This window comes from Alteromonas alvinellae (genome assembly GCF_902705805.1).
Window position 1 is genome coordinate 72,739 of the sequence record NZ_CACSIH010000149.1, and the last position, 16,098, is coordinate 88,836.

Sequence of the window (16,098 nt, forward strand, 5' to 3'; positions counted from 1 at the left end):
TTGCGAAAAACGGCTTAGATTAAAAGTGACAAATAACAAAATTGACATAAGAACACTCAGAACGGCCTAATTGTTGCAATTATTTTTGCATTAACAGTAACAAAGCGTTATTTTGCCCGCCTCACAACGGAATCTGCCTTTCAGGTTATAATGGAATGATATAAACCAGTGTTAAATTATGATTATCCGTAAAAGTCCACTTTATTTGTTCTCTCCGCTAATATACTTGTTGCTACTTACAAGAGCATCTTTGGACCCGATACTCCGTCTAACAGAATTCGGAGGTATAAGTGTCGGGGCATTACTGAACTTGTCGATCGTTGTTTTATTCTTTGGTGGTTTAATTCAGTCGCGAGGAACCATATCTTCGAGCGTATTTAAACTGTGGTCGGGCTTCATTGTAGTAGGTTTATTTTCAATTGTTTTTTCACCAACTCCTATTGCTTCCTTTCGAGCGTTTGTTTCAGTATTGACTTACTTTTCAATTTTTTCATTTGCTTATAGCTTTGTACGATCGAGAGAAGACGTAGAGTCAATAATGAAGCTAATAATTTATTCAAGCTTCATTCCCTTCAGTGTTTCAGCGATTCAATTTGTATCTCCAGAATTGAGCACAACAAGAGATGGTTTCAGGCTTCATGGTAGCTTCATGCACCCTAACATCTACGCGTTTTACTTAGTTTTAGTCAGCGCTGTGTGCTTTTACTGCATCAAATCAGAAAAAGTGTTTTTTTCTAAACGTTTCATCCGCCTTTGTTACCTACTAATACCATTAAGTGCGGTGTGTCTCATTGCAACTCAAACCAGGAGTGCATGGATTGCATTCTTTACCGTATTTTTCGTTTATGGACTTTTGTATGAACGCAAATATTTATTGGTTATGTGTGTATTAGCAGTATTGGCCTTATTCTTGCCTTTCGTTCAAGATCGCTTAGCTGATTTAGCGTCGGATTCGCAAATTACAGAAGACGGCGGAGAAGCGTTAAACTCTTACGCCTGGCGACAGGTAGTTTGGGTATCGTCCTGGGAGTTCATTCAAAACAAATTATTTTTTGGGCATGGCTATAACACTTTTTCTTACTACTTTTTAGATTTTTTTCCTCTGGAGGGTGAACAGCAGTTCGATGCTCACAATGCCTATGTTCAGATAGCCTTTGATATGGGCTTTTTAGGGCTGTTATCTTTCTTAATTTTGCTTATCGGTATTTGGTTAAAGTATTTAAAACAGTTTTCTTTAGATCCTAGGGGCAATAGTGTTTATGTGGCAATAGTGACTTCATTCATGCTGGTTTGCTATTCCGATAACATGTTGTTTTATCTTTCTTACTGTTGGTATTTTTGGCTTTTAATTGGTTGCGGCTGCGCATTTTTGCAGTTATTAGAAAAGGAAAAACATGCAAAACGAGTCTAGTTTTAGAAACTTCAAAAGTGATCTGGCTCAGGCTGGTGGGTTTAGAGCTTTCTTAAGAGAGCAATCGATATATCCTATTGCATGGTATAGGTTTGGCAGATTTTTAATGTCCATAAAAAACCGGAAAATTAGGCGCCTCGTCATGACACCATATTATTTTATTTTCCGTTTCGTCGAATTAATTTTCGGTATCAGCCTCCCGCCTGAGGCACAGATAGGGGGCGGGCTGAGAATATGGCATTTCGGACAAATCTTTGTTAATTCAGGAACAATTATCGGCGAGGGCTGTACATTGAGACAAAATGTTACTATCGGCAGTAAAGTGGCTGATGGAGCAGCCCCTGTGATCGGAAATAACGTGGATATTGGTGCAGGAGCGATGATAATTGGAGAAATTAATATAGGCGATAACTGTAGAATCGGCGCCATGTCACTCATTAATAAAAATGTTCCGTGTAATACCATTGCATACGGAATCCCGATGGAGATTAAGAGCAGGGAACAAAAATGAAAGTAGCATATTTAGTTAATCAATACCCAAAGGTCAGCCACACATTCATCCGCAGAGAGATTAAAGCTGTTGAAAAATGTGGGATAGAAGTCACGAGGTTATCACTGCGAAGTGAAAATTTCGAAGGCCTCGGTCAAGAAGACAAGGAAGAGTATAGATTAACTACATTTATACTAAATGAGTCCAAAATTCGTTTGCTGAAAACTTTTTTTGTATGGCTATTAACTAGCCCGAAAGATGCATTGAAATTGATATTACTTATATTATCAATGAATAAAAAATCGAGTAAAAGTTTTTATAAACACATCGTTTGTGCTATCGAAGCAAGTTTTGTAGCAAAAGTTTGTGAAAAAGGTGGATGTAAGCACATCCACGCTCATTTTGGCACTAACTCTGCTGAAGTAGCAATGTATGCTTCGTTAATGTCGAAGATTTCTTACAGTCTCACTATCCATGGGCCAGAAGAGTATGACTATCCAGAAGATCTGAATTTGAGAGAAAAGGTAAAGAGAAGTAAGTTTATAGCAACTGTCAGTAATTTTGGTAGGTCGCAACTATTTAGGTGGATTGATAAAAAAGACTGGGACAAAGTTAAAGTCATACGCTGTGGCTTGGAACCTTCCTATTTTCAGAGTATTGAGCGAAATACTGCTGCTGATGAAAACGTTTTTTTGTGTACGGGTCGACTTTGTGAACAGAAAGGCCAGCTCTTACTACTTAAATCATTTAAATAGCACCTGAAAGAAGGGCATAATTCTCGTTTAATCTTAGCGGGGGATGGGGAACTTCGAAATGAAATTGAAACCCTTATTAAGAAGTTAGAATTAGAAGAGCGTGTAACTATAACAGGTTGGATAAGCCCTGCAGAAGTTGAGAATCTTTTGAAGCAGTGTTCAGTTATGGTTTTACCGAGTTTCGCAGAAGGGTTACCAGTCGCCATTATGGAGGCAATGGCAAAAGGAAGGCCAGTAATCAGTACATATATAGCAGGCATTCCAGAGTTAGTTAAACACCGTAAAACAGGCTTATTGACGGTACCAGGGTCCATTGAAGACTTAACACAAAACTTGAACCTAAGTGTTTCTTTAAGTTGTGAAGAATTAAAAAGCATTATCCAAAATGCTCACGTAGAAGTCAGAAAGGCGCATAACGTTGAATTAGAAGCTGATAAGTTAGCTAAACTATTTGAGCAGTAATTATGATATTGTTAATTAGTCTATTGTTTTGTATTCCTTCGTTACTCTTTATTACCGTTTTAGTTTTAGGCTTAAGTGCAAAAAGAAAAGAAAAAATCGATATTATAAACCACAAGCCGTGTGCAATTTTAATTCCTGCTCACAACGAAACAGAAGTTATCGAGGCAACACTCAAACATCTAATTGGTATAATAGGTAAAAACGATGAAATTTTTGTCGTTGCTGATAACTGTACTGACGATACGGCCAAAAAGGCTAGAAATACGGGTGTTAATGTATTTGAAAGGTTTGACGACCAAAATAGAGGTAAAGGATTTGCCTTAGATTTTGGTTCAAAGTTAATAACTAGTAATTATGATTTTGAGACGGTAGTTGTTTTTGACGCAGACTGTCTGTTTAAACCTGATTCGTACTCAAAGTTAGTAAGTAAAAGTCAAACAGCTAATTCTGTCGTTCAAAGCCAATATTTAATGTTGTCACCAAATGATGAAAGAATTGATTTGAAGATAAGTGAGTTTACTTGGGCTGTTAAAAATGATCTGCGCGCGAGGGGAATGAAGACACTTGGGTTAGGGTGCCACATTCAGGGTTCAGGATTTGCTTTTCCTACAAGCATGCTAAGAGATATTTCTTTAGCATCCTCTAGTATCGTGGAAGATTTGGAGTTAGGGCTTAACTTAGCATTAAAAGGGCAACCAGCAATATATTTTGATGAAGCTAAGGTCTTCAGCTATTTCCCTGAAAATAAAGAAGGCGCAGCGTCTCAAAGGAAAAGATGGGAGCACGGACACTTGGGGATGATAAAGATGTTTCCAAAGTATGCATACAAGGCAATTAAAAACTTTGACTTAAAAACATTTGCACTTCTCGTGGATGCTGCAATACCACCGACTATCCTTTGGATACTCATACTGTCAACATTATCAATGTTCGCCCTATTATTAAATATTTATATCGAAAATAGCTTTCTAATTTTTATTCCCGCTTGTTTTCTAATCACCACAGTTTTATTAATTTTTACTTGGTTCACATATGGAAAAAGTATTACATCATCGATTAAGTTTAATGACGTCGTTGATTTTCTATCTTCAAAACTAACCGTTTATAACTCTTTTTTTAAAAAACCAGAAACGGAATGGGTTAAGACTAAAAGAGATGTCAAGAACGAGTTGAGCCATGGAGAAAAAAATGACAAAAGTTAAAACAGGTTTTTTCGAATTTAATGACATTACATGTTCAGAAGCAATCGAAACTATCGATAAAATGTCTGCAGAAAAAACTCAATTTCACAATGTTATTACTCCTAATGTTGATCATTTAAGCAGGCTAGTAAATCTTGATAAAAAAGATTTACTGTGGGAAATCTATGGAAATTCTTCATTGATGCTATGTGATAGTAAGATATTACAAGTTCTTATGGATAAAAAGGGTAAAAAGATAAACAACGTTGTTCCTGGAAGCACTTTGACGCAAGAGTTGTTTGACGGAGATGTTTTAAATGGCAAAAATGTTCTTGTTATTGGAAGCGAAAATGATGTCTTTGATAAACTCAAAAGCAAATACCCACAAATTAACCTCGCTCATATTAACCCTAGTATGGGATTTATTAATAGACCGTTAGAAGTCGAAAAAATAGTTCACGATACTAAAGAGTTAAAACCAGACTTTGTCTTCCTTGCGGTTGGCTCTCCACGACAGGAAATATTAAGTTGGCACTTATCAAGAGAACTTAATTCTGGTGTTTCATTATGTATTGGAGCTTCAATTTTATTCTTAGTCGGTGAAGAAAAAAGAGCACCTAAAATCTTTCAAAATTTAAGGTTAGAATGGTTCTATCGAATGGTAACTCAAAAGCGCTTGGTAAAGAGGTATTTTCTAAATTTTTTAGCTCTACCTAAAATATACCGGTTTATTTGAATAATTCTGCTCTCTTTCTTTCTGAGATAGTAATTAAAAGTGCGTTCTATTTTAAATTTATAAATTATTGGATAATACGACTATATATTGGGATTTTTAATGAATAATATATTAGAGCAGGGTAGCCCAAAAATCTCAGTTCTTCTTCCCGTTTACAACGGGGAGAAATACCTAAGAGAATCTTTGAAAAGCATTTTAAATCAGACATTTAATGATTTTGAGCTAATAGTAATTGACGATGGTTCAAAAGATAGTAGTTTAGAGATTATAAAAAGTTTCGAAGACAAAAGAATCCGTCTAATAAAAAATCAAGAAAATTTGGGTTTAATCGCGACCCTAAATAAAGGTTTAGAACTGGCTCGTGGTGATTTTATAGCTCGTGTCGACTCTGACGACATTTGTTTACCTGAACGCTTTGAGCAACAAAGTTGCTATTTAGACAATAATCCCGACGTAGGTGTTATTGGCAGTTATTCACAGTTAATTGATGAAAACGGTCAGAATTTAGGTATCTATAAAGTACCTGAGGCACATGATGATATCGTTATGGGTATGGTTTTTACAAACCAAATTATTCACCCCTCGGTACTGATGAGAAAAAGTCTACTCACAGACTATTTCCCAGATGTTTATGATGGTAAATATTTGCATTGCGAAGATTACGCGTTATGGGTATCTCTTGCTAAAAAGACGAAGCTAGCAAATCTGTCTATACCACTCTTAAAATATAGGGTTCATGCAGAGAGTATTTCTCAAATCAACTCACTTGAACAGTTTAAGACAAGCGAGCAATTAAAGTCAGAGCTTTCTGCGTTTCTGAATGTAAATCCTAACGTTAGTTTGATATCGAGATTAATTTCTCGAGAATATAGAAAATCTGTAGATTTTGCAGAGTACTATGAGCATGTATTTTCAAATCTGAATGATAAATTTTTTACTTCTGACTTTATATCTAAGATTTTTTGGGAAACGGCGTTGCGTGCAAGAATTAGCGGTGAGAAAAGCTTCTTAATATACATGCGTTCGCCTTATAATAAAAACTTATTTAAGATTATGGTTCTTGTATTTAGTCCATTAATAGCACGACTTCCGAGTTCTTTTTTTAAGAAAAGAATGCGTATCTTTAACGAACAATAAATGAAAAGAGAGTTCTATGCACCTGGTAACTGTATACGTAACAACAAAAAATAGACTCACTTTTTTGAGACGCTGTCTCGATTCACTGTTTAAACAAACTTATTCTAATATTGAAATAATAGTCGTAGATGATGGTTCTAATGACGGTACGCATGAGTATTTAAAAGAATTAGAGGATGATAAAAAATTAATAGCGATCCTCAATAAAAAATCTTTAGGTGCTTGTGCAGCAAGAAACCTAGCAATTGAACGTAGTAAAGGTCTATATATTACAGGAATTGATGATGATGATTATATGGAGCCTTGGAGAGTAAAAAGCTTTTTAGATTATATGAGTGCCTTAGAGGAACAATCAGAACCAGTGTTAGGTTTATTTGATGATACTGTGCTCGAATTTGAAAATAGAAGAGAGACTTTAGTAAGACATGATTCAGTTACTTACTCGGATTTACGCAAAGAAAATCTAATAGGTAACCAAATATTTGTAGCGGCCGAGAAACTAAAAGTAGAAAGCTTTGATCCAGATATGCCGGCACTTCAGGATTGGGATACTTGGTTGAGACTCGCGAAAAAATTCGAAGGAAAATACTTTAATATTCATCAAGGCTCCTACATCCAAGATGTTGGACACGATGCAGGCCGTATAACTCTCAAACGCAAAAGTGTATTAGAGGATGCCTTCTCGAAGCTTTTTTATAAACTTGGCGAGATCACTTTGCAAGAAAGGGTAAGTCTTATTATTACTAAATATAACTACCCTCAAATGAAATTAGGCTTTTCAGATATTTACTACCTTTTGATTACTGGTCATTGTCGGAAAGGTCTAAGTGCCATTAAAAAAAGATTCGTAAATTGAATTTACTATAACCAGATATGCTTTTTAATATACATCTATTCTTTTTAAGAAAATCTATATTTCTGTTAATTTACCGTTAAGTGAATTTTGTGATCATCAAAAATAGTTTTGTGAGTTGTTAATTGTGGCTTTTATTTTAAATTTTTCAAAAAATATAAACAGTTAGGATGTACATGATTATTAGGAAGGATTTGAAATTGTTCTCACAAGTAGTTGAAGGTTATATGTTAAGCATTATTTTGAGAGTATTATGAGTTACGCAAAAAAAACAATGCTTAGTTCTGCTTGGGGAGTGGGTTTAGGCTTGGTGGGTCAGGTTTGTTCTCTGATAGTGTTTGTTATTCTATCTAGGCATTTATCTGTACAAGAATTTGGATTGGTTGCACTTTGTTTTTTAGTAACTGAAATGCTGGTTTCTCTGAGTAATTTTGGTATCAACCAATTGCTAATTCAACGTCCTTATTGGAGTGATAGATTTGCGTCTTCATGTTTCAAAGTCGTAGCGTCTGTTTCGTTACTTTTCTCTGTTCTTATGGTTCTAGTGGCAGCTCCTCTCGCAGAGCATTTTTTTCTCGAAGGTAGCTTTTCGTTACTCAGCTTGCTGTCTTTAGTACCTTTAGTTTCATCAGCCTCTATTGTCAGCGTCGCTAAATTGTTAAGAAATTTTGATAATAGAACAGTGACGTTAGTTAACTCAACAATCACGATATCTAGTAGTATATTAACGGTAGTATTGGTGTTCCTAGATTTTGGCGTTTTATCTGTTGTAATTGGTCGTCTTTTTCAATGTATTGTCGCAAGCTGTACTTTTCAATTTATTAGCCCTTTCATTCCTAACCATAAATATAAAAAGTTTCATAGCAAAAGAATTCTCGCATTCGGCATACCTGTTTTCTGTCAAATTTTTCTAACTTTCATATCATCACGTGTTGTGAACTTCGTAAGCCTTTTTATGCTCGGTTCTACAGCTTTTGCCTTCGTTTCAGTTGCTCAAAGAGCAATAAGGTTAGCTACTGAAGTAACGGTAACTCCTCTAAACGGTATACTTTTGCAATCTTTTTCGAGGGTTAAACACGATGCCAGTCTCGAAAGTAGTTATATACGTGTGGTAAAAGTTGCATCATTTATTATCTTTCCAATGTTCATGGGCCTATCGTCGTTAAGTTCACAAGTTATCCAAATTCTATTCGGTGATAAATGGCTAGAAAGCGCTCATCTTTTGTCGATTCTTTGTTATACCGTTGTTGTTAGCCTTCCGATTTGGTTTTTACCTACAGTCCTTGTTGCAAAAGGTCTAACACGAACTGTATTGAAACTAAATATCTATGGCTCATGTATAGCTGTTGTGGCTACTGCTTTAGGGGCAATTTACTCTATGGAAGGTTTGGTTTATGCAGCGGTCTTGGCATCTATCATTACTATACCTATTAAAATTAGACTAATTAGCAAGCATATCCAAATGCGTTATTCTAAGGTTATGTTGTCGTGTGCGCCTAGTTTTGTAGCAAGTCTCATGATGGCTATTTGTGTGAACAGTATTGATTTAGCAGAGCTTTTTGCTTTGAATGTTTATTTTGAATTAGTTGCAAAAATAGGAATAGGCTTTGTTTTCTACGCAGCTATTAGCTTTCTAGTATTCAGGGGTAATACTATCGACGTATTAAATGAATTTAAAGTGGTTATAAACAAGCAGTGAATATAGGGGCATCTTTAATTGAGTTTTTTATCATGGTTTATGGCTGTATATTGATTTATTGTTTTACTTTTAATTTCATTTTGTCGCTTGTTTTATTTTCAACATCCTCTTAACTGTAAGGTATTTTAGAGTGCAAGAGAAAGTGATATATATTTCGCCATATGAAAATCAAAATGAATTTATTTCAATTTTGAAAAATATATTTTCCGATATGGGTTTTGTCGTTCAAGATATGGAAGAAATTACCGCAATAAAGTCTAATGCCAGAAGGGGAGAGCTAGCGGTAATTAACTGGTTAGAAGACTCCCCATGTTATGAAAATAGCTTTTGTAAATCCTTTAAAACTTTCGTGCGTACTATTAAAAAGGCAGTGCTATTAAAAAGAAGAACAAAGAAAGTTTTTTGGATAAGGCATAACTACCGGCCACACGATAGAAATCTTGGACAAACATTTAGTCGAATACTTACTTGGTTTTTTACTCTACTAGATTTTCATGTACTCGTACTAGAGAGCACTTTTGAAGGTGATCTTGTTTTACACCCACTTTATGTGACAGACGAGGAAGCATCAGAAATTATTAAAAAAATTTCTACATCGGAAAGTGAGAAACCAGATAAAGTGCTGTTTTTCGGCGCAATTAAGCCTTACAAAAATTTACATGTAGCCCTTGACACTTGGCCGCAAGAGTTACCGCTTCTTATTATCGGAAAGTGTAGTGATAAATCATACTTTGAAAAGCTGTTAAAAATTGTGGATGATAGAGGGTTAAAAGTAACGTTAAAAAATACGTTCTTATCTAAAGAAGATTTAGATACTCTATTGATGGAGTATTCTTACATACTAATGCCTCATCAAGATCAGACTATTATTTCAAGCGGAACTTTTTATCATGCTATTAGTTTTGGTTGCAAGATAATTGCCTTAAATTCTACTTTCTCAATGCACAAAGCAAGTCAGCATAATTTTTTAATAATAAAGGAAGATTTTACCAATTTAATTTTAGACCTTGACTCAAATAAAGTTACAAGATCTGAAGTTATCTATGATGCTGTTAATTCTTATGGAAAAATTGAGTCCATTAAATGTTGGGAATCGCTTTTTAAAATCGTAAATTAGTTCGTTTTTAACAAACGGTATTTACTAAGAGCTAGTATGAGTAAATAAAATCAATAAAATGGCTATTATTTATTTTTAATTGAAAATGAAAGTATTAATATATTTAAATTAAATGAACAGTGAGAATTAATATGGCTCTTGTTTTACCCTCTACCCCAAAATCCCCTATTTTGCATGCTATAAAAAGAAGAACAAGACAACTGCAATATCAAAGAGAAAAGCTTCCTATTTATATATTTACGCACCACAAAACAGGTACAGTTTTAGCTACAAACGTTTTGAAAGAAGTGAGTGACCTTCTAGGATTGAAATTTTGTAGGGTTTATGGTTATTGTGATGAAACTCCGTCAGGATTTGACGTTGTTGTTTTCGAGCATAGTTTAGTAAGTGATAAGATTCTATCTTCGGATTTTAAAGGTATCCACATTGTTCGTGACCCGAGGGATGTTTTAGTTTCAGGCTATCAATATCATCGACGTACAAAAGAACTATGGTGCAACACAAACCCAGTAACAATTGGGTTAACTGATGATATTAAATTTCCCTTTGTTCCGTATAGTTGCGAACACAAATCGTTACAATGGAAAAAAAAATACTTAGAAGGATTAAATGGTCTTTCGTATAAAGATAATTTACTACGTTTAGATATAAAAGAAGGTCTTGCGTTCGAATTGGAACGATATGCTTCATGGACCATAGAGGATATGGCTAGCTGGAACTACAGACTACATCATATCTTGGAAGTTAAGATGGAAGATATTTTGAAAAGTTATGATTCAGTTTTTACACAAATATTTGAGCATTTAGGTTTTGGCTCAAAACTTCGTAAAAGGGCTCTAGAGATTGCCATGTCTCATGATTTGAATAGGATGAGCGAGTCAGAAATACAAGCTAATAAACATATTCAGAGTACCAACCCCTCTAAATGGAAAAATATGCTAGATGATGAAACTTTACGTATTTTCAATGAGAAGTACGGTGAATCTTTGGAAAAAATTGGGTATTTTTAGACATGATACTCTTTTGATACAGTTGGATATTTCAGTAGATGATGTTTATCTCATAATTGGTAAATATATTGCCTAAATCGTTTCTTGAAACAATTAGAAAGATGATTTTTTGGCTTGTGTCATTCGCCTTTCAGCGTAGAGTATTGGTTATGGAGTCTTTAGTTTTAGGTTTTTAAGTCTTCAGTATGAATTTTGTACTATTGTATCTAAAAGCACTTTTATTATGAAAGATTTCACTGTTTTCGTTTATTCTTATCTGCTGTCCTTCAATTCATATTAGAGTGAAGGAACAGCAGCTCTTACTTTATAATCATTTAGAGAGAGAATAAACAAGCCCTATTACTCTAAGTAGCTACCTAATAAGTTTAAAATTGATATTCTCTTGCCCACAAAAATTACTTTCTTTTTTTGTGATAATCGCACTTTCAAGGCTTTAAAAATTACTGCTAGTAATTTTCCTTTTTCTAAGTAAAACAATGACGCGGCCTGTCTTTTAGTTGATAGACATATATTATTTTTATTGATTACTTCAGCGAAACTATCTAGTCCCAAAAATGGCTGGCCATCAACACGCACAAGTTCAACTCTTTGGTTGTGGTCAGTGGATGGAGCACAATAAGAGAAAAAGTCTAAACAAGCCGACATAATCCCCTCTATTTGGATTAAAACGGGCTGAGGTACTCTCTTCTTCCATAACGCTAGGTGATTCTTATCAATAGCTTTATGGACATCTTGTTTCCATGGTTCTGCCACAGTAGTTACTTCAGCAGCACTTTTCTTCTCTAGGATAGAAGATGAATATTCTTCACCTATAAAAGAAAATACTTTTTTCAACTCATCTTCCGTATTGGTTATCAACCGCTCATATGAAACGGTAAGACAATTGCTATTTTCCTCAAATCCTTTATAGGTGTTAGACAGCCAATTTTCTACGAGAAGCGCGTTTGCAAGCGTTGATTTTGGTGCCCAAGGCAGCTTAGCTATAGAGGCTGCGCTATCCCTAGGATCTCTAATTATTAATAAAATTTTAGCAGACGGAAAATATGTTCGTATCTCATCTAGATGGTTAATATGGTTCGGGGTTTTTTCTAGCCATCGTCGAGGATAGCTTGTATCAGAGTTTCGTGTCACAATCGATTCAAGCATAGCTCCTAAACTAGGTTTATGAGATGATAAGTAAAGAATTATACTTTCCCTATCTTTACGATATAAGTCTAATACGCTTACTCCTGATAATGTAAGCTTTTCCTTCATCAAATCGTATGCTGCATCAGGCCAATTCTTTTCTTGAAGCGCGTATTCAAGGGCATCTTCATCTTGCCTAATTTTATTGAAAAATTGAGTTTCAGCACCAGATTCAATATTCGGGTGAGACACTAAATATGATGTTAAAAGCGTCGTACCTGATCTCGGGACCCCTACTATGAATAATGGCGCTGCTTTTTCCCTTTCTAACATCTTTCCTCCATTACATGACTTCCAAGATAATTCATTGTCAGACTATTAAAAACTCTGGCTTGCTGTAAAGTTACGGTAGGATATTTTAGCTATGATAGTGATTTCCTGTTCATTTAGTTTTATCAATGTATATTGGCGGTAATACGGAAAATCTGTCTGATGCTATATAGAGATGTTCACGATAGCATGATCGCTTACGAAGGCGTAGTATTATATTGCAATAGAATTTAGCACAAGCACTTTGGAAGAAGCCCTGTGGAATAAGTGATTTTCTAAAATGGCTCCGGTATTAAGACGCTAAATTTTGCGAGGTCCAGACCCGGAACTTTAAGATAATAGCAATCAAATTTACGTACATATTCGACTGGTGTCATTAAATTTAACACTCCATGAGAAGTTGCTGTGCAGTTTTTATAAAAAACTTTATTTATCAGTGATATGTAATTTTGGCTCATTATTTGCTTTCCCTGACATGCGAAGCTCATCTTACGAAGCATGGCATAAAATTGTTGTAAATAGGAATTTAAGAGTATGAAGAAATTAAACAAGTGGTTTGCTTGTATTGCATTAACTTTAGCATCGGTTTCTGGTGCCCATGCAGGTTTGATTAGTGTAAATGGTACTGAAGTAAACGCGTTAAACATTAGCACAAGCTTCGAGGATTTTTACCAGTTCGATACACCTAATACTTGGAGTGCTAACACTGGCTTAGAAGTTGCCAATCAAATTGCTGTCTTTGTTGCCAACGTAGGTAATGAATTTGGCATTTTCACTATATACAGCGGTATTGGCGGTGTTGCAGGTGGTGGTGATAACGAAGTGACTGGTAGTGGTAGCGTCACGTTTTGGGAAGACGCCAAAGAAGCGAACTTGTCTTTCACTTATGCTGCTAACAAAACCGATGGTTTTATCGTATCAGAGCTTTTTGGTGACCTTTGGAATGTAGATTATTCTTTTTCTAATGTTTACGGCATCGACGGTATTACTGTTTACTCGTTCGACTCGAACGGTGATGCAGTTATCGCTCAGCAAATAACTGGTGTACCGGCTACCTTGAATGTGAATTCTATCTTTAGCTCAAACGCTGTTGCAGTTTCCGCACCTGGCTCGCTTATTCTTTTCATGATGGCTGGCCTTGTTGTTGTTAGAATTCGTACTAAGCGATAATGTGATAAGCTGTTCGAGCTTTGCGTAAAGCAAGTGGAAGAAATCTAAAGCACGAAACTCTTCGTGCTTTTTTATTAATTTGTCTCTAACCTTACTGATTTGTGTTGAACGTACAGCGCACAGGTCCGTTGTTGCTTATACTGTATCCTGCATTGTTTAATCTCATACTTCGTGGTTGCGTTTATCATTAAGGCCAAACTGTCACATTTTCGCTAAGAAAATTGGATCGCTCACCCTAAACTGAGAAAGAAATGATTATAGTTTTCTGGAGAAGTTAATGTAGGAAGCACCGATGTGAAAAATTTTGCTATAAAAAATCTCAGTTCACAGATGTATAAAAATATGTCTATGCTGGTTGGATAATCTTACCTAGCGCTTAGCAAATTGCCATGGTAGCAGTTGTTCGATCTCCGACTCTGATTGCTGAGTTCATTAAGGCAGGTCATCACATATTCGAACACATTGAGGTCGTTGGCTTTTGTTGTTTCGGTAACACTTGTGGAACTGATTTCATTAGCCAAGTGTGAATTTGGTTTAATAACAGCAGGCTCTCTTTTTGACTGGTGGGCTAGGGCACCTCTACCGTTTTATCTATTAATTGAGTTTCGACGCCGAATTGGTATTCTTTCTCGTAAATACTACTATAATCTCGTATTAACTTGCTGATTACCTTACATTATTAAGACTATTTCGTGATCGATAATTGCTACTTATGATCCAGGTTATAAACTTGATACATTGTAGTGCGATAGCTGATCTCTTATGACATCGTAGCCTGATAGCAAGCATTTTAGTTGCTGCTCACTAACAGGCATCTGCTGTAAGTCCACATTGATAGGCTACTTAAACCGATGCTTCTCGAGTCGCTTGTATCAAAGTGCGAAATCCGTTTTATCCCAATTAAGTATTTTGACTTGATCGCGCTTTTTATTGCAGAAGACGAACAGTGCACAGCGAAACGGATTAAGGTTCATATCCCGCTCAACTAAGACAATTAAAATATTTATCGATTTGCGGAAGTCAACGATATCCAAATATATAAATGTCAGCAGGTTCAACGAACATCTACATTCGGCTAATGTCTCCATCACAGTAACAACCCAGTGAGGGTTAATATTGGTTGGTACACTTAGTCGAGTGTTTCCAAGTTGAAGAAGAAATTCGCCAGTCGGTCTCTCTTCGATAAAAAAGTCTCGAATAGTGATTTATTAAAGCCGAGTTTGCATCAACTCCAAGAGAATCTTCTTCATCAAAGGGGCCACACTTTGTAGTCTAAAGTCTTTGAACGCTTTTTCTTTAGCATTTCTCTCTATACTCGAACGTACTTTTGTATTTTCCCACAATGTTCGTATTGCGAGCTCAAGCTCTTGTACCGAGCCAACCGGTACAAGAAGGCCGTCGTGACCATTCTTTATATAGTCTTTTGAACCGGAACAGTTAGTTACAACAGTTGCTTTACCCATCATCATTGCTTCTATAAAAGTTACTTGACCTGAGGGCGCATTTCTATTTTTGATTGGAACTACGTTGACTGTCGAGTTTAAGGCTAATTGGTGACACGCTTTCAGCGATAATCCCGACTTCACTTCTATATTTTCTGGTAGTTTTATATTAGCTACTGCTGACTGCCCGGAAACAATAACCGTTCTATAACCTGTATTTTTCATTGCTTCTATCAGTGTGGGGTAGTCTCTATTTGCAGTTCCTAGGGCCACAACGTAAGGCTCAGTAGTATTTGAACATTTTTCTTCTAAAACCGCTTGCTCTATATTTGTTGTCAGAACTGCTAAGGGGACGAACTCAAAACGATTTTGTGGGATGTTCAGCCAACTTGAATATATCTCGATCTCTTCACGAGAATGTACTATGAATTTGTCTACAGCTGCAAAACCAAATTTTGCTACTTTTCCTTTCACACCACCGTAGGTTCTTCCTAGATTGAAAGTCCATGCCAATATAACTCGCTTGGAGAAAGTTATTCTCTTAAGGCATCCCAAAATCAAAGGCAATTGTGGAAAACAGGTTATAAAGCCTTGAGGCTCTTTTCTTTTCCCCCCTACTGAGAACCATGCTCTCAGAGCATGTCTTAAAAAATCTAACCACTGTTTGGACGATGAGTTTTCTCGAGATCTATCGTGAGAGTAATCAGCAGGAACGACTTTAAACTCAATATTTTCATCGTTGATATGTTCAGGTATCCACCTTACATTCGTATTATGTGAGAATGGGTTAAGAATTATCCATTTCATAAAGCAGTTTCTCATTGTTTAAAGATATTGTTATCTTGCGAATCACTTAATTATAATTTTTTGCTCGAACTTAATATTTATATAAATAATTCAAACTAGTCGTGTGTAATGTTGATTTTGTCATAAATAGAGACAGTAATATGTTGTCTCAACATTTACTATAGACAGCATACTTGACAGACCGCTCAATGTTAAAGTCATTTGATAATAGCGAAGTAATAGTGTGCTTTTTCTAGTTTCACATGATATCACTCAATGATTAAATTATGTAAAACTTAAAATTAAAAAGCTTCAAGTTCTTCCCTATTTGTGTTTTTCTGCCTATCTTTAACTCTCTATAAAATCAGGGCAAGATCATGAACATAAATCGTTC

Annotated in this window: 15 protein-coding genes and 1 pseudogene; 12 read left to right on the plus strand and 4 right to left on the minus strand. The window is 35.6% G+C overall.

The features are described 5' to 3' along the window. Nucleotides 1–538: 538 nt before the first annotated feature. The 11 genes from ACX5KA_RS11055 to ACX5KA_RS11105 all read left to right on the plus strand — a co-directional run bounded on the left by ACX5KA_RS11055 (nt 539) and on the right by ACX5KA_RS11105 (nt 10,851). Nucleotides 539–1,411: an O-antigen ligase family protein gene (locus ACX5KA_RS11055; RefSeq protein ID WP_458731155.1), complete on the plus strand. Its 873-nt coding sequence runs from the start codon at nt 539–541 to the stop codon at nt 1,409–1,411. Next, nucleotides 1,395–1,922: a serine O-acetyltransferase gene (locus ACX5KA_RS11060; protein ID WP_458731156.1), complete on the plus strand. Its 528-nt coding sequence runs from the start codon at nt 1,395–1,397 to the stop codon at nt 1,920–1,922. Before ACX5KA_RS11055 ends, ACX5KA_RS11060 begins: the two co-directional genes overlap by 17 nt. Then, nucleotides 1,919–2,656 (plus strand): hypothetical protein, encoded by a 738-nt coding sequence (locus ACX5KA_RS11065; protein ID WP_458731157.1) that lies wholly within the window; start codon nt 1,919–1,921, stop codon nt 2,654–2,656. The genes ACX5KA_RS11060 and ACX5KA_RS11065 overlap by 4 nt, the downstream gene beginning before the upstream one ends. Nucleotides 2,657–2,659: 3 nt before the next feature. Continuing rightward, nucleotides 2,660–3,118 (plus strand): glycosyltransferase family 4 protein, encoded by a 459-nt coding sequence (locus tag ACX5KA_RS11070; protein WP_458731168.1) that lies wholly within the window; start codon nt 2,660–2,662, stop codon nt 3,116–3,118. A 2-nt stretch (nt 3,119–3,120) separates the two neighbouring features. Beyond that, nucleotides 3,121–4,320, plus strand: coding sequence for a glycosyltransferase family 2 protein (locus ACX5KA_RS11075; RefSeq protein ID WP_458731158.1), 1,200 nt, complete (start codon nt 3,121–3,123; stop codon nt 4,318–4,320). Continuing rightward, nucleotides 4,307–5,035 (plus strand): WecB/TagA/CpsF family glycosyltransferase, encoded by a 729-nt coding sequence (locus tag ACX5KA_RS11080; protein ID WP_458731159.1) that lies wholly within the window; start codon nt 4,307–4,309, stop codon nt 5,033–5,035. The genes ACX5KA_RS11075 and ACX5KA_RS11080 overlap by 14 nt, the downstream gene beginning before the upstream one ends. A gap of 99 nt (nt 5,036–5,134) precedes the next feature. Continuing rightward, nucleotides 5,135–6,172 (plus strand): glycosyltransferase, encoded by a 1,038-nt coding sequence (locus tag ACX5KA_RS11085; protein WP_458731160.1) that lies wholly within the window; start codon nt 5,135–5,137, stop codon nt 6,170–6,172. Nucleotides 6,173–6,188: 16 nt separating this feature from the next. Continuing rightward, nucleotides 6,189–7,028 carry a glycosyltransferase gene (locus ACX5KA_RS11090; RefSeq protein ID WP_458731161.1) on the plus strand — a complete coding sequence of 280 codons (840 nt, stop codon included), beginning with the start codon at nt 6,189–6,191 and terminating at the stop codon, nt 7,026–7,028. 250 nt (nt 7,029–7,278) lie between these two features. Continuing rightward, nucleotides 7,279–8,724, plus strand: a complete 1,446-nt coding sequence (locus ACX5KA_RS11095; protein ID WP_458731162.1) for an oligosaccharide flippase family protein — start codon at nt 7,279–7,281, stop codon at nt 8,722–8,724. Nucleotides 8,725–8,854: 130 nt separating this feature from the next. Continuing rightward, the gene (locus tag ACX5KA_RS11100; RefSeq protein WP_458731163.1) at nt 8,855–9,841 is read left to right on the plus strand and encodes a glycosyltransferase family protein; all 987 of its coding nucleotides are present in this window, start codon (nt 8,855–8,857) and stop codon (nt 9,839–9,841) included. A 131-nt stretch (nt 9,842–9,972) separates the two neighbouring features. Beyond that, nucleotides 9,973–10,851: a sulfotransferase domain-containing protein gene (locus tag ACX5KA_RS11105; RefSeq protein ID WP_458731164.1), complete on the plus strand. Its 879-nt coding sequence runs from the start codon at nt 9,973–9,975 to the stop codon at nt 10,849–10,851. A 339-nt stretch (nt 10,852–11,190) separates the two neighbouring features. On the opposite strand, the gene ACX5KA_RS11110 is transcribed toward ACX5KA_RS11105, so the two are convergent. Further along, nucleotides 11,191–12,309: a sulfotransferase family protein gene (locus ACX5KA_RS11110; protein WP_458731165.1), complete on the minus strand. Its 1,119-nt coding sequence runs from the start codon at nt 12,307–12,309 to the stop codon at nt 11,191–11,193. 531 nt (nt 12,310–12,840) lie between these two features. On the opposite strand from ACX5KA_RS11110, the gene ACX5KA_RS11115 reads away from it, so the two are divergent. Continuing rightward, nucleotides 12,841–13,476, plus strand: a complete 636-nt coding sequence (locus tag ACX5KA_RS11115; RefSeq protein ID WP_458731166.1) for a hypothetical protein — start codon at nt 12,841–12,843, stop codon at nt 13,474–13,476. Nucleotides 13,477–13,845: 369 nt separating this feature from the next. Here the strand turns inward: ACX5KA_RS11115 and ACX5KA_RS11120 are convergent. From ACX5KA_RS11120 to ACX5KA_RS11130, 3 genes and pseudogenes are all read right to left on the minus strand, one after another. Continuing rightward, nucleotides 13,846–13,973: pseudogene (locus ACX5KA_RS11120) on the minus strand (transposase domain-containing protein); the annotation flags it as partial. A 375-nt stretch (nt 13,974–14,348) separates the two neighbouring features. After that, nucleotides 14,349–14,564, minus strand: a complete 216-nt coding sequence (gene tnpB, locus ACX5KA_RS11125; RefSeq protein WP_458731169.1) for an IS66 family insertion sequence element accessory protein TnpB — start codon at nt 14,562–14,564, stop codon at nt 14,349–14,351. Nucleotides 14,565–14,684: 120 nt separating this feature from the next. Then, nucleotides 14,685–15,725, minus strand: coding sequence for a glycosyltransferase (locus ACX5KA_RS11130; protein ID WP_458731167.1), 1,041 nt, complete (start codon nt 15,723–15,725; stop codon nt 14,685–14,687). Nucleotides 15,726–16,098 lie beyond the last annotated feature (373 nt).

Coding starts and splice junctions, on each gene's coding strand:
- ACX5KA_RS11055 (WP_458731155.1), top strand. CDS start 539: ATGAAGCTAATAATTTATTCAAGCTTCATTCCCTTCAGTGTTTCAGCG.
- ACX5KA_RS11060 (WP_458731156.1), top strand. CDS start 1,395: ATGCAAAACGAGTCTAGTTTTAGAAACTTCAAAAGTGATCTGGCTCAG.
- ACX5KA_RS11065 (WP_458731157.1), top strand. CDS start 1,919: ATGAAAGTAGCATATTTAGTTAATCAATACCCAAAGGTCAGCCACACA.
- ACX5KA_RS11075 (WP_458731158.1), top strand. CDS start 3,121: ATGATATTGTTAATTAGTCTATTGTTTTGTATTCCTTCGTTACTCTTT.
- ACX5KA_RS11080 (WP_458731159.1), top strand. CDS start 4,307: ATGACAAAAGTTAAAACAGGTTTTTTCGAATTTAATGACATTACATGT.
- ACX5KA_RS11085 (WP_458731160.1), top strand. CDS start 5,135: ATGAATAATATATTAGAGCAGGGTAGCCCAAAAATCTCAGTTCTTCTT.
- ACX5KA_RS11090 (WP_458731161.1), top strand. CDS start 6,189: ATGCACCTGGTAACTGTATACGTAACAACAAAAAATAGACTCACTTTT.
- ACX5KA_RS11095 (WP_458731162.1), top strand. CDS start 7,279: ATGAGTTACGCAAAAAAAACAATGCTTAGTTCTGCTTGGGGAGTGGGT.
- ACX5KA_RS11105 (WP_458731164.1), top strand. CDS start 9,973: ATGGCTCTTGTTTTACCCTCTACCCCAAAATCCCCTATTTTGCATGCT.
- ACX5KA_RS11110 (WP_458731165.1), bottom strand. CDS start 12,309: ATGTTAGAAAGGGAAAAAGCAGCGCCATTATTCATAGTAGGGGTCCCG.
- ACX5KA_RS11115 (WP_458731166.1), top strand. CDS start 12,841: ATGAAGAAATTAAACAAGTGGTTTGCTTGTATTGCATTAACTTTAGCA.
- tnpB (WP_458731169.1), bottom strand. CDS start 14,564: ATGGAGACATTAGCCGAATGTAGATGTTCGTTGAACCTGCTGACATTT.
- ACX5KA_RS11130 (WP_458731167.1), bottom strand. CDS start 15,725: ATGAAATGGATAATTCTTAACCCATTCTCACATAATACGAATGTAAGG.